The sequence below is a fragment of the Pseudovibrio sp. POLY-S9 genome (assembly GCF_001431305.1).
In the GTDB taxonomy this organism is placed as follows: domain Bacteria; phylum Pseudomonadota; class Alphaproteobacteria; order Rhizobiales; family Stappiaceae; genus Pseudovibrio.
On record NZ_LCWX01000145.1, the window covers coordinates 300,779 to 323,224 of the forward strand.

The following is a 22,446-nucleotide window of genomic DNA, read 5'->3' on the forward strand; positions in this document are numbered from 1 at the left end:
AAGCTCTGTAAAGTCAGTCTGCTGACTTTTGAAGTGGACTGCTGATATGACGCCTGAAGAACTCAAAGTAGATCAACTGGTTGATCCCCAATCCCTTCTCAACGAACTCAAAGAGATGGTTGAGAAGCATGATGGCGACGGCAACAGCTTTAAGCTGCGCAGCGATGTTTTGACAAAGCTGAAAGCCACGCACAAAGCAGCCTTTAAAGAGATTGAAAAGCTCCTGATGGAAGACGGGCAGGGCCGGCGATGTTCCGAGCGTTTGTCTTGCGTGCAGGATATGCTCATTCAGGTGATCTATGAGTTCGCGGTTACCTATGTTTATCCCGTTGAAAATCCAACAAAATCCGAGCGCATCAGCATCATAGCTGTTGGTGGTTATGGGCGCGGAACGATGGCGCCGCACTCTGACGTGGATTTGCTGTTTCTCTGGCCGTACAAGCAGACGCCCTGGGGTGATCAGGTTGTTGAGTTCATCCTCTACATGCTTTGGGACATGGGTCTGAAGGTCGGTCATTCCACGCGCAATCTTGATGAGACGATCAAGCAGTGCCGCGAAGATATGACCGTTCGCACAGCTGTTTTGGAAGCGCGTTATGTTTGGGGTGATCTTGATCTTTTCCAAGAGCTTGCTAAGCGCTTCGACAAGGAAATCGTTTCCGGCACTGGACCGGATTTCATTGCTGCTAAGCTCGCAGAACGAGATGATCGTCATGAACGCCACGGCGCGTCCCGCTACCTTGTTGAACCCAATGTCAAAGAAGGCAAAGGCGGCATGCGTGATCTGAACACACTGTTCTGGATCGCCAAGTATTTTTATCGCGTTCCCAGTGGCTTAGGGCTGGTTGAAAAGGGTGTCTTCTCGCGACGTGTATTGAATCGGTTCCGAAAGAGTCAGGATTTTCTCTGGGCAGTCCGCTGTCATCTGCATTTTTTGACGAACCGTCCTGAAGAACGCTTAAGCTTTGATGTTCAACGGGAAATTGCTGACCGTCTCGGATATATGGACCATCCCGGCATGCGGGCTGTTGAGCGGTTTATGAAGCACTACTTCCTTGTTGCGAAGGATGTTGGTGATCTGACACGCATTTTTGCGGCTGCGCTTGAAGAGCAGCATGTGAAGTCCGCCCCAAGCATTTCGCGGTTCCTTGGCAGTTTTGTTCCGGGAAGCAAGCATAAGCGGCGATCTATCAAAGGAACCAAGGACTTCCTTGTCGAGAACGGGCGCATTATTGCGGCGAAACCGGATGTCTTTGAGAAAGATCCGGTCAATGTGATCCGTGTGTTTTATCTGATCGACAAAACCAATTTGGATATGCATCCGGAATTGCTGAAACTGGTTCGTCGATCCAGGCGGCTGATCAATGCGGAATTCCGCAAGAATGAACAAGCGAATCGGCTGTTCCTGAAGGTCCTGACAAGCCGCAGTGATCCGGAAACCGTTTTGCGTGCGATGAACGAGTCGTCTATCCTTGGCCAGTTCCTGCCGGAATTCCGGAAGGTCGTCGCCATGATGCAGTTCAACATGTATCATCACTACACTGTCGACGAACATCTCATCCGATCTGTTGGCGTTCTTTCTGAAATTGAGCGCGGGATGGGTGGTGATAGCCATCCATTAGCAACGGATCTGATCAAATCGGTTCACAGCCGGAAAGTCCTTTATGTTGCAATGCTTTTGCATGATGTGGCGAAGGGACGGCCAGAGGATCATTCTATTGCAGGAGCCAAGATTGCGCGGAAGATTTGCCCACGTCTTGGCCTTTCTCCAGCAGAGACTGATACGGTCGCCTGGCTCATCGAGCAGCATCTGGAAATGAGTACGGTTGCACAGTCTCGCGACTTGAGTGATCCGAAAACCATCAAGGATTTCTGCCGTAAAGTGCAGAGTCTGGAGCGTTTGCAGCTCCTGTTGATTTTGACGGTTGCGGACATTCGGGCAGTGGGTCCCAATGTATTTAATGGCTGGAAAGGGCAATTGCTGCGCACGCTCTATTATGAGAGCGAGACGATCCTCAGTGGAGGTCATGGCCGTATGAGCCAGCAGCAGCGTGTTGACCATGCGAAGCAAGAGCTTGCCGAAGAGCTGGTAGGCTGGACTGATGAGGAGCTGGATAATTACCTCAATCGCCACTATCCGGCCTATTGGCTGCGCGTTGATCTGAAGAGCAAGATCAACCATGCGAACCTGATCCGCAAAACGGACAAGGAAGAAGAGCATCTGGCGACCTCTGTGGAGCCTCATGCTTTTGAGGGCGTTACAGAAATCACCGTTCTGGCACCGGATCATCCGCGGTTGCTTTCTACGATTGCGCGGGCTTGCTTTGCCGCAGGTGGGAACATTGTGGACGCACACATCGACACCACAAAAGACGGTCTCGCGCTGGATACGATTTACATCAGCCGTGAGCTGCCGGAGGACGATGATGAATATCGTCGCGGGGAGCGGATTTGCTGTTTGATTAAAGAAGCACTGCGCGGCACGGCACCTGTTCCTGAAGTGAAGGGTGCAGCGACAAAGCCGAATGCTCGTAACAAGGCGTTTACGCTGCAAACAACTGTTTTAGTTAGCAATTCATGGTCAGAAAACTATACGGTGCTTGAAGTGACCGGACTTGACCGACCGGGTTTGCTTTCTGATTTGACCACCGAGATCTCGGCTCTCAACCTGAATATTGCAAGTGCTCATGTTGGGACTTTTGGGGAGAAAGCGGTCGATGTATTTTACGTGACCGATCTGACTGGCCAGAAAGTTCACAATGTGGGGCGTCAGGAATCTATTCGCGATAGACTCAAAAATGCCTTTGACGGTAAAAAGCCACAAAAAGCGCCTACGAGCTCACGCCGTAAACCTCAAAAACATACAGGTAAGTAATTTTATATGAGCCTTTTCAAGAGCTTCGCCACGGTTGGTGGTGCAACAATGCTAAGCCGTCTCTGCGGGTTTGGGCGAGATGTGATGCTGGCTGCCTTTGTAGGCACTGGTCCTGTTGCAGATGCTTTTGTTGTGGCTTTCCGCTTACCAAACCTGTTCCGCAGATTGTTCGCAGAAGGTGCATTTAACTCAGCTTTCGTACCACTGTTTGCCCGCTCTGTTGAGGAAGACGGAGAGCAGGGCGCGCGGAAATTTGCTGGTGAGATTGCGGCAGCTTTGTTCTGGACGCTGGTGGTTATCCTCGCTTTGGCCGAGGTTTTCATGCCTTTGCTCGTGCATGTGCTGGCGCCGGGTTATTTCTCTGACCCAGCGAAATTCGACCTCACAGTCCTCATGTCACGCATAGCATTTCCGTATTTGCTGTTTATGTCTCTACTCGCGTTCTTGAGTGGAATTCTCAATACATTTCAAAGATTTCTAGCCGCGGCGATGGCTCCCGTCATGCTCAATGTAGTGATGATGGCCGTGCTCGCAGCCATTGGTTTTTATGGGATGGAGCCTGATCAGACGACCGGAGTGCTATTGGTTACTGGTGTTGCTGTAGCAGGTGTTGTTCAGCTCGCTGTCGTTGCCATTGGCATGAAGCGGCTCGGGTTTCGCGTCCCTATCATGCGCCCACGATGGACGCCGGGCGTAAAGCGCTTGCTGGTTTTGGGTGTTCCCGGTGTGATTGCCGGGGGGATTACGCAGATCAACATCACGGTTGGCACTATCATCGCATCTCTGGAAAGTAGTGCGAATTCATACCTTTACTATGCTGACAGGATATACCAGCTGCCACTGGGTGTGGTGGGAATTGCGATTGGTGTTGTGCTTTTGCCAAGCCTGACACGGCAGTTGCGCTCTGGTCAGGAAGAGCTGGTTCATCATACACAGAACCGTTCCATGGAGTTCGCTCTTGCACTTACTCTTCCTGCAGCAGTCGCGCTCGTTATCATTCCGGATACCGTGATTGCCGTGCTGTTCCAGCGCGGTCAGTTTACGGATGCTGCTGTTGAGCAGACTGCTTTGGCTTTGATGGCATTTGCCGTTGGTTTGCCTGCGTTTGTGTTGAATAAGGTGCTGTCCCCAGGCTTCTTTGCGCGGGAAGATACCAAGACCCCAATGTACTTTGCCGCTGTTGCTATGGTGGTGAACGTGGCGCTCTCAATCTTGTTGTTCCCTACCTTCAAGCACGTGGGCATCGCGATTGGGACAACTGCTGCGGGTTGGGTCAACTCGGCGCTGCTGGCCTTTGTGCTGTGGCGGCGTGGTCATTTTGTTGTCGACGCAGCATTACTGAAAAGAATTCCGCTATTGGGCTTTGCCAGTGCTTTGATGGGTGTTGTCGTCTATGGCGGGACGCTTGTTCTAGAGCCGCTTTCAACCTCCAATCTGTTTGTTGTGCGAGCCAGCGAGCTGGTCCTTCTTGTCACCATTGGCCTGATTTCCTTTGGGATTTTGGTTCAGCTTACCGGGACCGTGGATTTTCGCGCACAACTGCAGAAATTGCGGCGATAAAGGCTTTCTCACTCTGCAAATCACTTGCACATACGAAAAAGCGCAGTCATAACCACCGGGCTTAATCTGCGCGGGCTGTTCTAGTTTGTTTATCACCCATTCAAACTATGCTCGCGCAACCCACTGGCCCTTCCAACAGGCCCAAGCCTAGGGATACTTTACAATGACGGCGTTTCAGCCTCGCGTTTTCTCCGGTGTTCAACCAACCGGAAACCTCCACCTTGGTAACTACCTCGGTGCTATTGTCCGCTTTGTTCCGCTTCAGGACCAGATGCCGACCATCTTCTCCATCGTTGACATGCATGCGATCACAGTCTGGCAGGACCCTGCCGAGCTGACGCAGCAGACCCGTGAAGTAACAGCAGCTTACCTCGCAGCCGGTGTTGATCCGAAGAAGTCGATCATCTTCAACCAGAGCCAGGTGAAAGAACATGCTGAACTGGCATGGATTTTCAACTGTATCGCCCGCATGGGCTGGCTGAAGCGCATGACTCAGTTCAAGGACAAAGCAGGAAAGAACGCAGAAAACGCTTCTGTTGGTCTGTTTGCGTATCCGAACCTGATGGCAGCAGACATTCTGGCTTACCGCGCTACCCATGTTCCGGTTGGCGATGACCAGAAGCAGCACCTTGAGCTGACACGCGATATTGCGCAGAAGTTCAACAATGATTTTGCTGATCGCATCAAAGAGCTGTGTCTTGGTGTTCCAAACCCTGAGCCATCTCATGAAGCACCGGATGAGCTTTACTTCCCGGTCACCGAGCCAATGATCACTGGTCCTGCGACCCGTATCATGAGCCTGCGTGACGGCAACAAGAAGATGTCCAAGTCTGATCCTTCCGATCTTTCCCGCATTAACCTGACTGATGATCAGGACACGATTGCGAAGAAAATCAGAAAGGCAAAGACCGATCCTGAAGCGCTTCCAGGTGAAGTGGATGGACTGGAAGGTCGTGCGGAAGCTGACAACCTTGTTGGCATTTATGCTGCCCTTTCCGGACGGACCAAAGCGGAGGTTCTGGGCGAGTTTGGCGGACAGCAATTCTCTGCATTCAAACCGGCTCTTTCCGAGCTGGCTGTTGAGAAACTGGCACCAATGAACGGTGAAATGCGCCGGATCATGGATGATCCTGCAAGCGTTGATGCTGTTCTGCGTGATGGCGCTGAACGTGCTGCTGAGATTGCAGAACCAGTGCTGCATGATGTACGCCGCATTATTGGCTTTTTAGAAAGCCGTCGCGGCTAATTTGCTTTTAGTTTCAATATTAAAAAGCCGCGGTTCATCTGCGGTTTTTTCTATTTCTCAGCTTCCGCTACAGCTTCTTTCAGGCCGTTGACAAGATCAGAAAAGGCAATAGCTTGATTGACGTAATGGTTAATTGAGGGCTGTGCGAGTCTATATCGCTGGATATTCTCTGGAGCCCTTGTCTATTTCTCATAAAAATCGCCAGAAACGCATTCAATTTGCGCTGTGTTTATTGACAGAGGGCTAGTTGCACCCCTACATCCTTGCTGATTGATTGGTGGGGCTTGCCCCAATACATCAGATGGTCGGATGAATGATTGAAACTCGTATTGATCGACGCTTTGCTAAGCTAAAGGCTGAAGGACGTCCTGCGCTCGTAACTTTTATTACGGCCGGAGACCCAGACCTCGCCACTTCACAAGCTATTCTGGATGCACTTCCAGAAGCGGGTAGTGATGTTATTGAGCTTGGCATGCCGTTTTCTGACCCGATGGCTGAAGGTGTTCCAATCCAGCTGGCGACTCAGCGCTCTCTAGCGCATGGTCACACGATGGACAAAACGCTTCAGATGGTGCGTGAGTTCCGTAAAAAAGACAATGACACCCCAATCGTTCTGATGGGTTACTACAACCCAATCTTTGTTCGTGGCAGCGCTGCTTTTGTGAAAGAAGCACGTGAGGCTGGCGTTGATGGTCTGATTGTTGTTGATGTGCCTGCCGAAGCAGATGATGAACTCTGCATTCCGGCGATTGAGGGTGGTGTAAACTTTATCCGCCTGACCACACCAACAACTGATGACAAACGCCTTCCAACTGTTCTGGCGAATACATCAGGTTTTGTTTACTACGTATCCGTAACTGGTGTAACCGGATCTGCCGCTGCAGACACCACTGCTGTTGCTAAGGCAGTTACACGAATTAAATCCCACACTGACCTTCCTGTTGCTGTTGGCTTTGGCATTAAAACCGCTGAACAAGCAGAAGAAATTGGCAAGCATGCCGACGGTGTGGTGGTTGGCTCTATTCTTGTTGAGGCGATTAGAACAAGCCTTGACGACAATGGTAAAGCCACAAATCAGACACAAGCTGCTGTTACCGAAGTTGTGCGCTCACTACGTGTGGGTGTAGAAAAAGCTCGGAAATAAGTATTGCTTTACGTATGGCCCGTTTAATGGCCATTAAAAATTGAAAACGAAATTAAAGACAGGCGGCAGCCCGTGAACTGGATTAACAACGTCGTACGGCCGAAAATCCGCAGCTTTCTCGAAAAGCGCGAAATTCCGGAAAACCTTTGGATCAAGTGCCCTGAAACTGGCGAGATGGTCTTCCATCGCGATTTGGAGGCAAACCAGTGGGTTGTACCAAACTCCAACTTTCATATGCGCCTCTCCAGCAAGAAGCGTTTGGAGTATTTCTTTGACCAGGGTGAATACACCAGCATCGAGACTCCAGAAGTTGCTGTCGACCCACTGAAATTCCGCGACCAGCGCAAGTATGTTGATCGCCTGAAAGATGCCAAAGCCAAAACCGAGATGACCGACTCTGTCGTTGTTGCCAGCGGTAAGGTGAACGGTTACGACATGACCACTGCGGTTCAGGATTTCGCCTTCATGGGCGGTTCTCTTGGCATGGCAGCTGGCGAAGCGATCATTCGCGGTATGGAACATGCCGTTGAGCACAAAACACCTTTCGTCATGTTTGCTGCTTCCGGCGGTGCACGCATGCAGGAAGGCATCCTCTCGCTGATGCAGCTGCCACGGACTACTGTAACCGTGCAGATGCTGCGTGAAGCAGGCCTGCCTTACATTGTGGTGCTGACCAACCCGACGACCGGTGGTGTAACGGCCTCCTATGCGATGCTGGGCGATGTTCACATTGCTGAACCGAACGCTTTGATCGGTTTTGCTGGTCAGCGCGTGATTGAGCAGACTATTCGCGAGAAGCTTCCTGAAGGCTTCCAGCGTTCTGAGTATCTGCGTGATCACGGTATGGTCGACATGGTTGTGCATCGTCACGAGCTGAAAGAAACCATTTCCAACCTGTGTAACCTGCTGATGAAGCGTGAAGCTCAGCTGCCAGTGCTTGAAGAAAAGCCAGCAGAACCAGAGGCTAGCACTGAGGTTGTAGCAACCTCCTAAGTCTTTACGGCTCGCGGAGTTGCGATTTGCTTTTAAAAGTCCGGCATACCGTGCCGGGCTTTTTCTTTATTCAGATTTGAAGGTGGACCACCAATGAACAAGATCAAAGCCGCCCTTGATCGTTTGATGAAGCTTCATCCCGATGAGATTGATCTGTCTCTGGACCGTATGCATCGGGTAATGAAGGCGCTGGGAAGCCCTGAGACACGCATTCCACCTGTCTTCCATATCGCAGGAACCAATGGCAAAGGCTCTACTGGAGCCTCAGTCAGAGCCCTTCTGGAGGCACAGGGGAAAACCGTTCATGTGTATTCCTCACCGCATCTGGTTCGTTTCAACGAGCGCATTCGGCTGGGTGGTACAGGACGCTTTGTTGAAGATGATGCACTGCTTGAAGCGATTGAGCAGGTTGAGAGAGCCAATGGCGGTCAAGAGCTGACATTTTTTGAGGCAACAACTGCTGTTGCGTTCTACCTGTTTGCCGACAATCCTGCTGATTATCTTGTTCTGGAAGTCGGGCTTGGTGGTGTTCTGGATGCCACCAACGTTGTTGAGAAGCCGCTGGTGAGTGTGATTACGCCGATCTCAAAAGACCACGAGAATTTCCTGGGTGATAGCCTTGAAGGCATTGCGCTGGAGAAGGCTGGGATCATCAAGCCGGGTTGTCCTGTTGTTGTGGGTCCGCAAGCGGATGCTGTGTGGGATGTGATTGAGAACAAAGCCGGGCGGGAACGCGCGCCTATCTGGTTCCAGGGACAGGAGTTTTCTGCCTGGGAAGAGGGCGGTCGGCTTGTTTATCAGGATGAGTTTGGCTTGCTGGACCTTTCACCGCCAAAGCTTGCCGGGTTCCATCAGTTGTCCAACTCCGGCCTTGCGCTGGCTGCATTGCGGGCGGCCGGCTTGCTAGAGAGTGAAGAGGCTCGTGCTGCTTGCGATAAAGCACTGCGCTCCATCAACTGGCCTGCACGGATGCAGCCTCTTTATGAAGGCAAGCTGTTTGACGAGCTGCCAGAAAGCAGTGAGATCTGGGTGGATGGCGGACATAACCCCGGCGCAGCAAAGGTGATTTCCTCTTTCCTCGCAGATTTGACGGATAAGGCATCCCGTCCGACCTATCTGGTCATGGGCATGATGAGCACCAAAGATCCGGAAGGGTTCTTTGAGCAGTTTGAAGGGCTGGCGAAGCATGTCATCTGCGTGCCGTTGACCACCACAAGCGCAGGACGTTCTCCGATTGAACTTGCCGAGATTGCGCAGGCCGCAGGTCTTTCAACATCAGCTCATGGCACCATGGACAGAGCGATTGCGGAGATCAGACGGCGCGCGCAGGATGAAGACGAAGCACCACGAATTCTGTTTGGCGGCTCACTTTACTTAGCTGGCGAAATTCTTGACAGAAATGGCACACCGCCTGAGTAAACAAGGTTCGATTCAGACTCGAAATGATCGGTAGACACAAAAAAGGGAGGCAATTGCCTCCCTTAATTCGTTTCAGATCTCGCCGAGATCAGGCATCCAGACCTTCGAAAAGAGCTGTTGAGAGGTAACGCTCTGCGAAGCTTGGGATGATGATGACAATGTTTTTGCCTGCCATTTCATCACGCTTGCCAACTTCGATCGCAGCTTTCAGCGCCGCACCGGAAGAGATACCGACCGGAACGCCTTCTGTTTTCGCCACTTCACGAGACAGCGCAAACGAATCCTCATTGGAAACGGTGACCACTTCATCATAAACAGCGGTATCCAGAACGCCCGGTACGAAACCAGCGCCGATGCCCTGAATTTTGTGCGGACCCGGCTGACCGCCGGACAGAAGCGGGCTGTCAGCTGGCTCAACAGCGACCACGTGAAGGGCTGGATTGCGCTCTTTCAGCACCTGAGAAGTGCCCGTGATGGTGCCGCCGGTGCCGATGCCGGATACGAATACGTCAACGTTTCCGTCGGTGTCGTTCCAGATTTCTTCAGCAGTGGTTTTGCGGTGAATCTCAGGGTTGGCAGGGTTTTCGAACTGCTGCGGGATTACTGCGTCTGGAATCTCCGCCAGAAGTTCTTCCGCACGTGCAACAGCACCCTTCATGCCCTTTGGACCTTCAGTCAGGTCAATCTCAGCGCCCAGAAGCTTCAACATCTTACGGCGTTCGATGGACATGGTCTCTGGCATTACGAGGATCAGGCGGTAGCCTTTTGCAGCTGCGACGAAGGCCAGGGCGATGCCTGTGTTGCCGGAGGTAGGTTCGATCAGAGTGGTTTTGCCCGGAATGATCTTACCCGCTGCTTCCATTGCCTCAACCATTGCGACACCGATACGGTCTTTCACGCTGGAAAGCGGGTTGAAGAACTCGAGTTTGGCAAGCAGGTTGCCTTTTACGCCGTGAGCCTTTGCCAAACGGTCCAGACGTACGATTGGTGTGTTTCCGATAGTCTCAGTGATGGAAGAGTAAATTTTTCCACGACCCGGCTTGGAAGTGCTCATCAAAATCCCCTTTATGCAATTTGCTTGTGAGTTTGAGCCCTGTCTCGGCGGAAGAATCCCGAGCTGCAGCCTCATTAAATTTCTTAATGAAATGTAGGAAGTGTAACGAGGGTTTTCGAGGTTTCAAAAACCCCGAAAACTATAGGATATAGAAACGTGATGCAAAATACTGCAGAAACATAGAATTACATTCTAGCAGAACGATGATTTAGTATGGTCTTTTGCAAAAAAGACCATTTCCTCGAAAATAGATGAACTACGCGGTGGTTTGATCCAGCGCTTCAAGACCCAACAGGGCAGGCAGGTCTGACATGTGGCCGAAGGTGATAGCGCCCAGAGATTTGGCCTGCTCGATGTCTGCGTTTACATCGCCCGTGTAGTTGAAGACGGGCATTCCTGCGGCTTTTGCGGCTTTGATGCCTGCGATACTGTCTTCAATTACAACGCATTGCTCTGGCTTAAAGCCCATGCCTTTGGCTGCGTAGAGGAAGATATCTGGCGCTGGTTTACCCATTTTGCAATCCTGCGCAGAATAAAGCACGTCCTTGAAGGTTTCCCAAAGGCCGGAGGAGCCAAGTGTCATCTGCATCTTCTCATAGCGACCGGAGGAGCCAACGCAGAATGGAATGCCTTCTGCTTTCAGATGAGCAACAACATCCAAAATACCCGGAATTGGCTCAATACCTGCTTCAAACGCGACCAGATCAGCCTGGCGAACCTGTGCAGCCCAGTCATCAGGAAGCTTTTTGCCGCTGAGGCGCTCGGCTTCTTCCTTAATGGTGTCCATTGCGGTGCCGGTGAAGCGGTGGTGACATTCCAAAGGCGAGAAATCGAGGCCGATTTTCTTCATGAAGTCAGAAAGGACTTCATTCGCTATGGTTTCGGTGTCGACAAGAATGCCATCACAATCGAAAATCACCAATTCCGGCTTCATAGTTCTTCCTTGTATTCCTAGGTACTTCTCGCCTTCATGGGAGTTAACGCGAGACGCTCCAGTTTTCTTCCAGCGTATCCTTTGAAGATGCGCTTAAACGCCAGAGGAGCCAAACCCGCCTTCACCACGTTCGGTGGTTTCAAGCTCTTTGACTTCTTCGATCTGCACTTGCGTGACAGGGGCCACCACCATTTGAGCGATGCGCATTCCGCGTTCAATCACAAAGGAGTCTTCCCCCAGATTGATCAGGATGACTTTCACTTCGCCGCGATAATCAGCATCAACCGTACCTGGTGTGTTGAGGACCGTCACACCGTGTTTAGCGGCCAGACCTGAACGTGGACGAACCTGCCCCTCATGACCAGATGGCAGAGCAAGTGAAAGGCCCGTTGGCACCATCGCCCGCTGTCCGGGCTTCAACTCGATCGCATCTGTATTTGCTGCCTGCAAATCCAAACCAGCAGCCTCCGCACTTTGATAAGCAGGAAGCTCTAACCCTTCGCTGTGGGGAAGGCGCGTAATTTTTAGTTTCGGTGTCATGAAGAGGCCCATTGATAAGAGGCGTCTTTTCTAGCAGGAGTTTGCAATTTCTTCCAGTAGGCGCATGAAATTCGATCAAGGACCTTATCTCGGGATAAGGTCACTTTCAGTGAACAGTCCTATCAACTTTACTGAGATTGGTCGCAATTCACTAATGCAATACACTGTTGAGAATAAGAAATTCATCAACAAACCGAAACAAAAAAGCGTTTCACATGAAACAATCACCTCTCTTTTTGCCCCATGGAGCACCAGATCTCGCAATAAGACCTGAGCTGGAAGCTCATCAGCTCCTCAAAAACCTTTGTGTTTCAGAGGTTAAGCCCAATGCCATCGTGATCATTTCGCCTCACTGGCAAACAGAGCGGCTTGTCATCACGTCAGCAGGTCCGTTGAAGACCATCCATGATTTTCGCGGCTTCTCGCCGAAACTCTATGACATGCAATACGCTGCGGATGCCCCAAGCTGGCTGGTTACTCGCACACACGACGCCATTACGCGCTATGGTCTGACCGTTTGCGAAGATAATTCATGGGGTCTGGACCACGGTGCCTGGGTTCCTTTGTCACTGGCTTTTCCTGATGCGGATATTCCAGTGGTTCAGGTGTCTTTGCCCTATGCCTATGGAAGCGAAGAGAGCTTTAACCTAGGGCGTGCTTTAGCTCCGCTGGCGGAAGAGGGTATCCTTGTTATCGGCAGTGGTGCGTTGACGCATAATTTTTCTGAAGTCAGCGGCAATGGTGGCACGCCGGACTGGGCATTGGAGTTTGACCACTGGATTACCGAGCTTGTGGAACAAGGGGAGACCTGCGCACTGCTCTCTTCCGGCAATCACAAGTACTACAAAAAAGCACTACCAACTGATGAACACTTCCTTCCGCTTCTGGTCGCATATGGAGCTGCGGGTGAGCATGCCTATGGTGAAAAGCTGCATGAGAGCTTCACTTACCGCTCCATCAGCATGAGTGCATTTCGGTTTCGTAACAGGTAGTCACCGAGAGACTACATCAGTTAAACTCCCTTGGTGCCGTCCTAACTTTTGAGCTGGGATCCATAACCGATTGCTTTTTCACGAAGGCGTTCGGTCAATTTCTGACACTGGGGTTATAGATCCCGGCTCGGGGGCCGGGATGACACCGGTGGGTGGGGCAAAGGCTGTCTCAAAAAAAATTATTCCCCTTCTGAAATTCTCCCATATTCTGAACCTATGCCTACGTAGCGGGCTGCTGGCGGAGCGACCGTCAGTTTGTCGTAGGTTGGGCGGGGCTATTGGAAGACGTAACGCACCTTTCAGTGGTCCGGTGAACCGAACTTCAAACGTGACCGCATGGTTTGAGGGGAAGGGCCCAGGACTATAGGGTATCACGCGGCGACGGATACAAGAGCACCGGCAAGGAGACTTGCTTTTGCAAAGGTATCAGTCAAAGACGGAGGAACTGTTTGGGCATGGAAACGTGTCTGGATAAGCCATTGTCTTTTCAGGAAACTGACTATCGTGCCTTATAGGCAAAAGAGGCGACGTAGTTCATTATAAGAAAGCCCGGGCAAGGCGTGTAGCCAATGCCGAAGACTCATTACTAACAAGTAGCGCAGGTATTGCCTGCCGCCTTGCTCATCCCGACTATCGGGTTTCACATGAAAACACCGCCGGAAATCTCCAGCGGTGCTAAAACTGTTTGTGCTTCCAGTACTCAGCTCAGTTTGAGCTGAGCTCCTTATGCTTTTGCTTGAGAGCATAGAGCGCTTCCTGAGCCTGACGAGGCGTCATATCATCAGGATCAAGGGTCTCCAACAGTTCAACAAGCTCATTGGAAACAGAGGCTTCCTCTTGTTCTTCCGGCTCCGGAATGGTTTCCAGAGGCTGCGAGAAGGATGCAAAGAGCGGCAGATCATCCAAAAGTGTCTCAGCAGGCTTGTTGGTGTCTTGCTCTTCCAGCTGCGTCAGGATCTTTTGCGCGCGGCTGACAACAGTCTTCGGCAGACCAGCCAGTTTTGCGACCTGAATACCATAGGAACGATCAGCAGCGCCTTCGACGATTTCGTGAAGGAAGACAACATCGCCTTTCCACTCTTTCACACGCACGGTCGCGTTGTTGAGACGCTCCAAACGCTGCGAAAGCGCCGTGATTTCATGGTAGTGCGTCGCGAAGAGCGAACGAGAGCGGTTGGTTTCGTGCAGATGCTCAATGGCAGCCCATGCAATGGAAAGACCGTCAAAAGTCGCCGTTCCGCGTCCGATTTCATCCAGAATGACCAGTGAGCGGTCCGTGGCCTGATTGAGAATGGCAGCCGTTTCCACCATCTCAACCATGAAGGTTGAACGGCCTCTGGCGAGGTCATCAGCCGCGCCAACACGAGAGAACAAGCGATCTACAATGCCAATGTGGGCAGTCGTTGCAGGAACGAAACTACCCATTTGAGCCAGCACTGCGATCAATGCATTCTGGCGTAGGAAGGTTGATTTACCGGCCATGTTAGGACCAGTGATCAGCCAGACCTGGCCATTTTCATAACTTTCCTGCGGGCCGAGGTTGGCATTGTTTGCCACAAATGGTTCGCCAGATTTGCGAAGAGCTTGCTCCACCACCGGGTGGCGGCCACCTTCAATCGTGAAGGCAAGCGAGCCATCAACGATTGGGCGGATGTAGTTTTCCGCTTCCGCCAAAACCGCAAGAGAGGTTGATACGTCCAGTACTGCAAGAGCTTCAGCCGCAGCTTTAATCAGGCCGCCGGCCTCAACAACGGCCTTGGTCAGCTCGTTGAAGATTTCCAGCTCAATCGCAAGAGCACGTTCTCCTGCGCTTGCGATTTTGCTTTCCAGATCAGCAAGATCAGTGGTTGTGAAGCGCATGGCGCCAGCCATAGACTGACGGTGAATGAAGCGAGCAGGGTCATCCTTCATCGGATCACACTGCGCGGTCGGTGCTTCCATAAACCAGCCAAGCACGTTGTTGTGCTTGATCTTCAGTGAGCGGATGCCAAGCTCTTCAGCCAGATCCGCCTGCATCTGTGCGATGACTTTTCGGCTCTGATCGCGAAGAGCTTTGAGCTCATCAAGGTCTGGATGATAGTTATGCGCAATGAAACCGCCGTCTCGCTTGAGAAGTGGCGGTTCTTCCGCAATTGCGACGCTAAGCTTTTCACCCAACGCATGCGGTGCTTGCTCCAGCTTTTGCACGGCAAAGCCAACTTCCTGAGGGAAGGCGCCGCCAGAGGCCAGCAGGCCTGCGATTTCTCGCGCAGATTTCATTGCAGACGCGATGGACTGCAAATCACGCGGACCACCACGGTCCACTGCAAGACGGGACAGTGCACGAGACATATCCGGCGCGGACTTCAGCAGGCTACGGATATCCTCGCGCTGCATGGTGTCGGACGCAAAAAACGCAATGGTGTCCTGACGATGACGGATTTGTTCTGGATCCGTAAGGGGACCTGACAGACGACTGGCAAGCAGGCGAGAACCCGCTCCGGTCACGGTTTTATCGATTGCAGACAGCAAACTGCCTCGTCGCTCGCCGGACAGGGTTCGGGTCAGCTCAAGGTTGGCGCGGGTTGCCGGATCAATCAGCAACTGGCCTGCAGCGGCTTCTTTGACTGGTGGGTCGAGAGGAGGGCGCTCACCGAGCTGGGTTTTGTCGATGTAAGCCAGAATGCCACTGGCTGCGATCAGTTCAGCACGGGTGTAGTTGGCGAACCCGTCCAGCGTACCGACGGAGAAGTAAGTGGAGAGGCGATCCTGAGCGTTTGCGCCATCAAAGAACGTGCGAGGAACAGGAGAGAGGGCAGCGCCAAGTCCTTCGACTGTCGCTCGCAGCTCGGTTTCCTGAAGAAGTGCGTCAGCAAGCACTAATTCTGATGGATCAATGCGCGCCAGATCAGCAGCAAGGCGCACATCGTCACTTTCAGCCACGCGGAACATGCCCGTGGACATATCAATCCAGGCGAGACCATAGAGGTTTCCGTCAGCCGTGCTTCCGCCTTTGACCCGCGCTAACGAGGCAAGGAAGTTGTTTCGTCTGGCATCCAGAAGGCGATCTTCCGTGATCGTGCCCGGTGTCACCAAGCGCACCACATCGCGGCGAACAACAGATTTGGAGCCACGCTTTTTGGCTTCTGCCGGGTTTTCCGTCTGCTCACAGACAGAAACGCGGTGGCCAAGACCGATCAGTTTTTGCAGATAATCATCAGCGGCATGCACGGGAACGCCGCACATGGGAATATCATCACCATTATGCTTGCCGCGTTTGGTGAGCGTAATTCCTAGAGATTGGGATGCAACTTCTGCATCTTCAAAAAACAGCTCGTAGAAATCACCCATTCGGTAGAACAGGAGACTGTCCGGATTTGCCGTCTTAATCTCAATATATTGCGCCATCATGGGTGTGACGCGGCCTTTTGCTGGGGAAGGCTTTTCAATATCTGCTGTAGTCATGGCGCAGACACTAGCAAATGGTTCTATGTGTTTCACCCGTGTCAGTTTAGTTCACAGCTTGAGAACGAGATTTTACGGGGATAATGTCGTCCAGTGATATTTGAAAAGAACACTGCGCTTGAGGGTGAGGAATTTTTCGCATGCCAACCACTGATAAAACAGCAAGCTCGCAGGTCAGCTTTACTGACCAAGACGCGTTAGCCTTCCATAACGAAGGCAAACCGGGCAAGCTTGAAATCTCGCCAACCAAGCCAATGGCCACTCAGCGCGACCTGAGCCTGGCCTATTCTCCTGGCGTTGCTGTTCCTGTGCTGGCAATTGCAGAAGACGCAAGCAAGGCTTACGACTACACCACCAAAGGCAACATGGTTGCGGTTATCTCCAACGGTACCGCAATTCTTGGCCTCGGAAACCTTGGCGCATTGGCCTCCAAGCCGGTGATGGAAGGCAAATCAGTTCTCTTCAAGCGCTTTGCTGATGTGGATTCCATTGACCTTGAAGTGGACACCTCCGACGTTGAGGAGTTCATCGACTCTGTAAAGCACCTCGGCCCTTCCTTCGGTGGCATCAACCTTGAAGACATTAAAGCGCCGGATTGCTTTATCATCGAGCAGCGTCTTCGTGAGATCATGGACATTCCGGTGTTCCATGATGATCAGCACGGCACAGCTATTATCGCTGCTGCAGGCTTGATCAACGCGGTTCATATGACAGATCGCGACATCAAAGATGTGAAAGTGGTCTGTAATGGCGCGGGCGCGGCTGGCATTGCTTGTATCGAGCTTGTTAAAGCGATGGGTGTTCCGCATGAGAATGTGCTTCTCTGCGATACAAAAGGTGTGATTTATCAGGGCCGTGAAGCTGGAATGAACCAGTGGAAGAGTGCGCATGCTGTGAAGACTGACAAGCGCACCCTTGAAGACGCACTAGATGGTGCAGATGTGTTCTTCGGAGTTTCCGTGAAGGGCGCTTTGACACCTGACATGGTGAAGACCATGGCGCCGGACCCAATTATCTTTGCGATGGCGAATCCGGATCCTGAGATTACGCCGGAAGAAGCCAAGGAAGTTCGCCCAGATGCGATTGTTGCAACAGGTCGTTCTGACTACCCGAACCAGGTGAACAACGTTCTCGGGTTCCCGTATATCTTCCGCGGTGCGTTGGACGTTCATGCAACAACCATTAATGATGAGATGAAAGTTGCCTGCGCTCGAGCGCTTGCAGAACTGGCTCGTGAAGATGTTCCTGATGAAGTGGCAGCAGCTTATCGTGGCAGCCGTCCTCGTTTCGGTCCCGAATACATCATTCCGGTTCCGTTTGATCCTCGTCTGATTTCCCGTATTCCTCAAGCAGTTGCACAAGCTGCCATGGATAGCGGCGTGGCACGTCGCCCAATCGTGGACATGGATGCTTATGGTGCGCAGCTACAGGGTCGTCGTGACCCAATTGCCGGCACTTTGCAGCGGATCATCTCCAAAGTGCGTCAAAATCCGAAGCGCATTGTGTTTGCGGAAGGGGAAGAGCCAGCGGTTATTCGCGCAGCTTCTGCCTTTGTTGCACAAGGGTTGGGTGAGGCTATCCTTGTTGGCCGTGAAGATGAGATCCGCGCCAATGCGACATCTGCCGGTATTGATGTGAACCGCCCGGGCATTCGCCTTGAAAGTGCTCGATCCTCCACCCGCAACGCGGATTACGCAGAATATCTGTATTCTCGCCTACAACGTAAAGGCTATCTGCAACGTGATTGTCAGCGTCTCGTCAACAATGACCGTAACTACTGGGCGTCCATTATGGTTGCGCGTGGCGATGCTGATGGCGTTGTAACGGGAACAACACGAAACTATTCCGTTGCACTGGAAACCGTCAGCCGCTGTATCGATACCAAACCGGGGCACCGCGTGATTGGCGTTTCGCTTGTGGTGACACCGGGCAAAACCGTTCTTGTGGCTGATACGGCTGTTCATGACATGCCGACCTCAGAGGAACTGGCGGATATTGCGGAAGAAGCAGCGCATGTTGCCCGCCGTCTTGGGTCCGAGCCTCGCGTTGCTATGCTGGCATACTCCACATTTGGTCACCCAAAAGGTGAGCGAACAGAGCGTCTTCAGGAAGCCGTTAAGATCCTTGATCGTCGCCGTGTGGACTTTGAATATGATGGTGAGATGGGTGCAGATATTGCACTTAACATGGAGAAGATGGCGGCTTATCCGTTCTGCCGTCTGAATGGACCTGCAAACGTGCTCATTATGCCTGCGTTCCACTCCGCTTCCATCGCGACGAAATTGTTGGAAGAGCTTGGCGGATCAACACTTATTGGCCCACTGCTGGTTGGTATGGATAAGCCGGTTCAGATTGTACCGATGGGTGCCAAGGATAGCGAGATCTTCAATATGGCAGCGATTGCGGCCTACAACATCACTTAGGTCTGACGGAATTGTGAGATCAGGAAAAGCGTCGCTTCTGCGGCGCTTTTTTATTCCCTAAGCCTCTGATGGAACTACACTTCTATCTAAAAGAAATTATATTAATTACAGATCTCTCAAAAATGGCCAAACAGTCTCAAACCTCTCTTCACCTTGCTATCTAAATGCATGCGAATTGGGTCCGTGTTTATAGATATTGTTGGCCTCAACATTGATAGCCTTAAGGGCCTGGGAAAGTTGGGAGTCGATCTATGGTTAAGGGTACGCTCGAAGTTACTGAGTACCAATGGGCGCAGAAGGTTTACAAGCAAAACTCATGGCCGTTCGATGCATATGACGGCGACCCCACTCCTGCTTCGATCGAGGCTCACTGCAAAAGTCGTTCTGCTCAATACAAAGCAGAACTTAAGAGCTACAAGGCGCTAAAACCCACTCTCCAAACAGACGCTCAAATGCAAACGTTTGATAGTCTTTGCGAGCAAACTCAAAGTCGCATGAAGAATGTAGACTATCTATTGCAAACTGGCGATTTTCTTGATGCGGATAGCACACTGGATGACATCGCAGCACTCGTTGATGGTGTCGGAATTTTAGTAGGGAAGAGTCGGGCTTCCGAGCCGCAGAAAAATGGCATCGATGGCAAGCAAACCGCTGAAAGCGCAGCACCGCACGTTGATCCACTTAAAGCTCTGCAACAACGTGCAACAGAATTTTCAGCAAAGTTGAAAGGATACAAGGCGGAGCGGAAAATACTCGTTTCAAAAGATCAAAAAACCTTGTTCGATCAACTCTTCAAGCAAGCAGCTTCAACAATGACATACGTCACCAACCTAGTGAAAAGCGGAGATACGGCGGGCGCTGATCAGAGGCTTTTTGATGCGGAAGCGCAATTACAAGGCGCCCAGCAAGTACTTGAAATGCAGAAGCAGATTGTTCGCGAAACTGAAAATATTAAAACGGCTATTAAAGACACTAATACCCGTCTTTCGGAAGCCAAGGGGCTGCGCAAAACCATTAAATCACCACAGGAGCAAAAAGCGTTCTCGGATTCTTCAAAGCAAGCAAAAGAGCAGATTAAGCAGATTGAGGGCTTGCTTAAACGACATGAACTTCATTCCTGTCAGGCAGATTTGAAAGTCCTCAGTAATCTGGTTGAGAAAGCAGAGAGCTACGTTAAATTTGTTCCCGTTGATCCAAGCTTTAGCATTCAACTGAAGTCGATACGTTTTCAAATTCAAGCCTACTACCAGCAGGCAAATGAAGTTCCTGACAAAGCACTTAAACGGGATTTTGAAAAGAACTATCAAGTCGCGATCAACTTACTTGCAGAGACAGAGGATCTGATTGAAGGGCATGGACGTTCCTCTGAGGAAGATATTGCAGCCAACTTAGCTACACTTAAGACCTTAACTGATGCATTGATAGATTGCGTGGTCAGCACAAAAGAAGCTGCAAAAAAACAAGCAAACGACCAGACACAAGGTGGACGGTCTAGACCAAATTCTTCCACAAAAAATGCAGCTCAAAACGCACTGAATAAAGCCCTTTCCAATTGCATGGGCGCCCTGGATGATGCGCAGGCGAACCTGAATGAAATTCAGAAAGCAGGTGCTGATATCAATGATACCGCGCTGGCGACTACCTTTGCGCAGTATGCAAGTGCTGCACAAAGTTACATCACTGAGGGATTGCAATATGTGGCAAACAGAAAACTACAGGAGGCCAGAGGCAAGTTAACAACATGTGAAGATGCCATCAACTCGATGATCGGATTTTTAGAATCCGCACAATCTATGCCAGAAGAGGCGTCTGAGATGGCTGATACTGTTCAGGACGAACCCAAAACGCAGGTGTCAGAGCAAACAGTGCCTGCGGAGGACCAACAGAGCTCCGCCCTCGCTGACTGTAAACAGCATCTGGATCGACTTGCAGCCCGCCGCGCGAGTGCTGTCGCACAGAACCCAAATTTTCAGCAGGAATTTCAGCAGGATGAGTTTCTCACCTACAAGGTGATCTCCGATGAGTTTGAGAGTCAGATTGAATCTTTGATCTCTAACCGCAACGCAGGGGATGCAACGACAAGGCTTCAAGACTTTGAGAACGTAGTACGGAACCTTGAAGAGTGCGTTCAGAAGGCGTTGTCCTCTACATCTCAACCTGAAGGCGCACAAGCCGCGCTTGATCCCGACCTCACTCAGTCTTTGAACCATTGCCAAACTCAACTTCAGAAATTCATCAATCGCTTCAACAAAGCCATGTTAGGCAACCCGCAACTCCCTGATCAGTCGTTACAAAATGAATTTCTGACCTATCAGATGTTATGGGAGCAGCTGAGCAGCCAAACGGAGCACTTGATTCAGGAAAGCAAACTCAAGGATGCGCAAAGCAGACTGATCGAGCTTGAAAGCATTATTCAGAATATTGAATCCTGTGCCCAAAAATCAACGCCCTCAACTGGCCAACCGGGGCCAATCGAACCGCCGCATGCACCTAAAACACCCGAAGAATACATTCAGGAAATTGAAGCCCTCGATGCCAGCAAAAGCGCATTCTTAAAGCAGCAACTCTTGATCACGGACCCTGCCTTAAAAGAAGAGTTCGACACGATTAAACTGCTGTTTGAGTTGGCTGTTCCATACGCAAGAAAGTGCGTCACAGATAATCAGTTGGATGGATTGTCCGCGGTCATGGCCTCGCTTAGGGAGCACCGGGACCAAATGAATGCCATTCTTAATCGCGCCAGAGCGCAGAATGCTGAAGAACTTGCAAAGCGCAAACAGGAACAAGAAGCGGCAAAGCAGGCCCGACTTGATTCCGCTCCCGCAGTTTCTTTAGGAGACGCACAAAAGCTGGTTTCCAACCTAAAGGGAATGCGCAAGTATGTGAAAGATCCAACCAAACTGAAGATCTTTGATGAGCAAGCAAGTTTTGTACGCCTTGCCATTGCACAACTGAAAGAAATGGCTCAGATGGGCCAGAGCAGCCAAACCGGCGAGATTTTGAAAGCCTTGGGTCGCGCGAAAGCAGAACTGCAGATGCTGGCCGATGAAAACAGGCAGATACAGGTTCCTTACACCAAAAGCGCACCTGGCATTCGAAACAATGTTGATGCGCGCAAGAAGCCAAGTGGGGACAATCCGCAGTTCTTCTGCGAAGTGCAGCAGGGCCAGTTCTGCCTGAAGCACGCCATTAACGCTTGTCTTGGATTTGAAGCAACGAACAAAGATGACTTGCTGGATGCAAGCCTAGCCAACCACCTGAAAGCATATGACAGCAAATCAGAGGAAGAGTTCCTTCGGTATGCCTCTGGAATATTGAAGCGCGATGTGAAAAGCTTGCGTAAGGCACACCGGAAAGATCCGAAGAAGCTTGCTCGTGAGGTGGCAACGGAAGAGTATAAAAAGCTCTACAAAAAGGACCCACTTCAAGACATTAGCAACAATGGCAGTATAGCTGATGTAGGACTTGAGCTTCTGAAGGCGCAACAGCAAAAACTTGGTCTACCTGATCCCAAAATCACCTATTTGGAGCACACAAAAAATCCTGATGAGGAAAGCATCGCTCGAGAGCTCCTGAACCATGTTGTCAACTCTGGTGAAGATCGCTTCGTGATTAATATTGGGGGGCACTATGTCGCCTTCCGACAAGTGGAAGAAGGCGATTGGTATCTGGTGAACAGCACCAGCTCCGCAGCGACAAAGATGGACCCCGTTGAGTACTGCCTCAATCATATCAAATCTTCAGGAACAGGCCTGCCGGTGATCCACTTTGAAAAGCAAGTATCATCCTAAATCATATTCCATAAAAGGAGTGAACAGCTAA

General features: G+C 51.2%; 13 protein-coding genes. 9 read left to right on the top strand and 4 right to left on the bottom strand.

Annotated features, from left to right (window positions below):
* Positions 1–46: 46 nt before the first annotated feature.
* The 6 genes from PPL9_RS13615 (at position 47) to PPL9_RS13640 (ending at position 9,237) form a co-directional block, all read left to right on the top strand.
* Entirely contained in the window at positions 47–2,875 is a 2,829-nt protein-coding gene (locus tag PPL9_RS13615) for a [protein-PII] uridylyltransferase (RefSeq protein WP_057463183.1), read from the top strand.
* A 6-nt stretch (positions 2,876–2,881) separates the two neighbouring features.
* On the top strand, positions 2,882–4,435 hold the full coding sequence (gene murJ, locus PPL9_RS13620) for a murein biosynthesis integral membrane protein MurJ (RefSeq protein ID WP_057463184.1): 1,554 nt from the start codon (positions 2,882–2,884) through the stop codon (positions 4,433–4,435).
* Positions 4,436–4,598: 163 nt separating this feature from the next.
* Positions 4,599–5,681, top strand: a complete 1,083-nt coding sequence (gene trpS, locus PPL9_RS13625; RefSeq protein WP_057463185.1) for a tryptophan--tRNA ligase — start codon at positions 4,599–4,601, stop codon at positions 5,679–5,681.
* 313 nt (positions 5,682–5,994) lie between these two features.
* Positions 5,995–6,825 (top strand): tryptophan synthase subunit alpha, encoded by an 831-nt coding sequence (gene trpA, locus PPL9_RS13630; protein WP_057463186.1) that lies wholly within the window; start codon positions 5,995–5,997, stop codon positions 6,823–6,825.
* 72 nt (positions 6,826–6,897) lie between these two features.
* On the top strand, positions 6,898–7,818 hold the full coding sequence (accD, locus tag PPL9_RS13635; RefSeq protein ID WP_057463187.1) for an acetyl-CoA carboxylase, carboxyltransferase subunit beta: 921 nt from the start codon (positions 6,898–6,900) through the stop codon (positions 7,816–7,818).
* Positions 7,819–7,911: 93 nt separating this feature from the next.
* Entirely contained in the window at positions 7,912–9,237 is a 1,326-nt protein-coding gene (locus PPL9_RS13640) for a folylpolyglutamate synthase/dihydrofolate synthase family protein (RefSeq protein WP_057463188.1), read from the top strand.
* Positions 9,238–9,325: 88 nt separating this feature from the next.
* Here the strand turns inward: PPL9_RS13640 and cysK are convergent, their stop codons facing one another.
* The 3 genes from cysK to dut form a co-directional block, all read right to left on the bottom strand.
* Entirely contained in the window at positions 9,326–10,291 is a 966-nt protein-coding gene (gene cysK / locus PPL9_RS13645; protein ID WP_057463189.1) for a cysteine synthase A, read from the bottom strand.
* 256 nt (positions 10,292–10,547) lie between these two features.
* Complete coding sequence (locus PPL9_RS13650) at positions 10,548–11,225, bottom strand: HAD family phosphatase (RefSeq protein WP_057463190.1); 678 nt, start codon at positions 11,223–11,225, stop codon at positions 10,548–10,550.
* A gap of 93 nt (positions 11,226–11,318) precedes the next feature.
* Positions 11,319–11,777 (bottom strand): dUTP diphosphatase, encoded by a 459-nt coding sequence (dut, locus tag PPL9_RS13655; protein WP_057463191.1) that lies wholly within the window; start codon positions 11,775–11,777, stop codon positions 11,319–11,321.
* A gap of 203 nt (positions 11,778–11,980) precedes the next feature.
* Between dut and PPL9_RS13660 the strand changes: the two genes are divergently transcribed.
* Positions 11,981–12,757, top strand: coding sequence for a class III extradiol ring-cleavage dioxygenase (locus PPL9_RS13660; protein ID WP_057463192.1), 777 nt, complete (start codon positions 11,981–11,983; stop codon positions 12,755–12,757).
* 705 nt (positions 12,758–13,462) lie between these two features.
* Here the strand turns inward: PPL9_RS13660 and mutS are convergent.
* Positions 13,463–16,201, bottom strand: a complete 2,739-nt coding sequence (mutS, locus tag PPL9_RS13665) for a DNA mismatch repair protein MutS (RefSeq protein ID WP_057463193.1) — start codon at positions 16,199–16,201, stop codon at positions 13,463–13,465.
* A gap of 140 nt (positions 16,202–16,341) precedes the next feature.
* On the opposite strand from mutS, the gene PPL9_RS13670 reads away from it, so the two are divergent.
* On the top strand, positions 16,342–18,624 hold the full coding sequence (locus tag PPL9_RS13670) for an NADP-dependent malic enzyme (RefSeq protein WP_057463194.1): 2,283 nt from the start codon (positions 16,342–16,344) through the stop codon (positions 18,622–18,624).
* 251 nt (positions 18,625–18,875) lie between these two features.
* On the top strand, positions 18,876–22,415 hold the full coding sequence (locus PPL9_RS13675; RefSeq protein ID WP_057463195.1) for a hypothetical protein: 3,540 nt from the start codon (positions 18,876–18,878) through the stop codon (positions 22,413–22,415).
* Positions 22,416–22,446 lie beyond the last annotated feature (31 nt).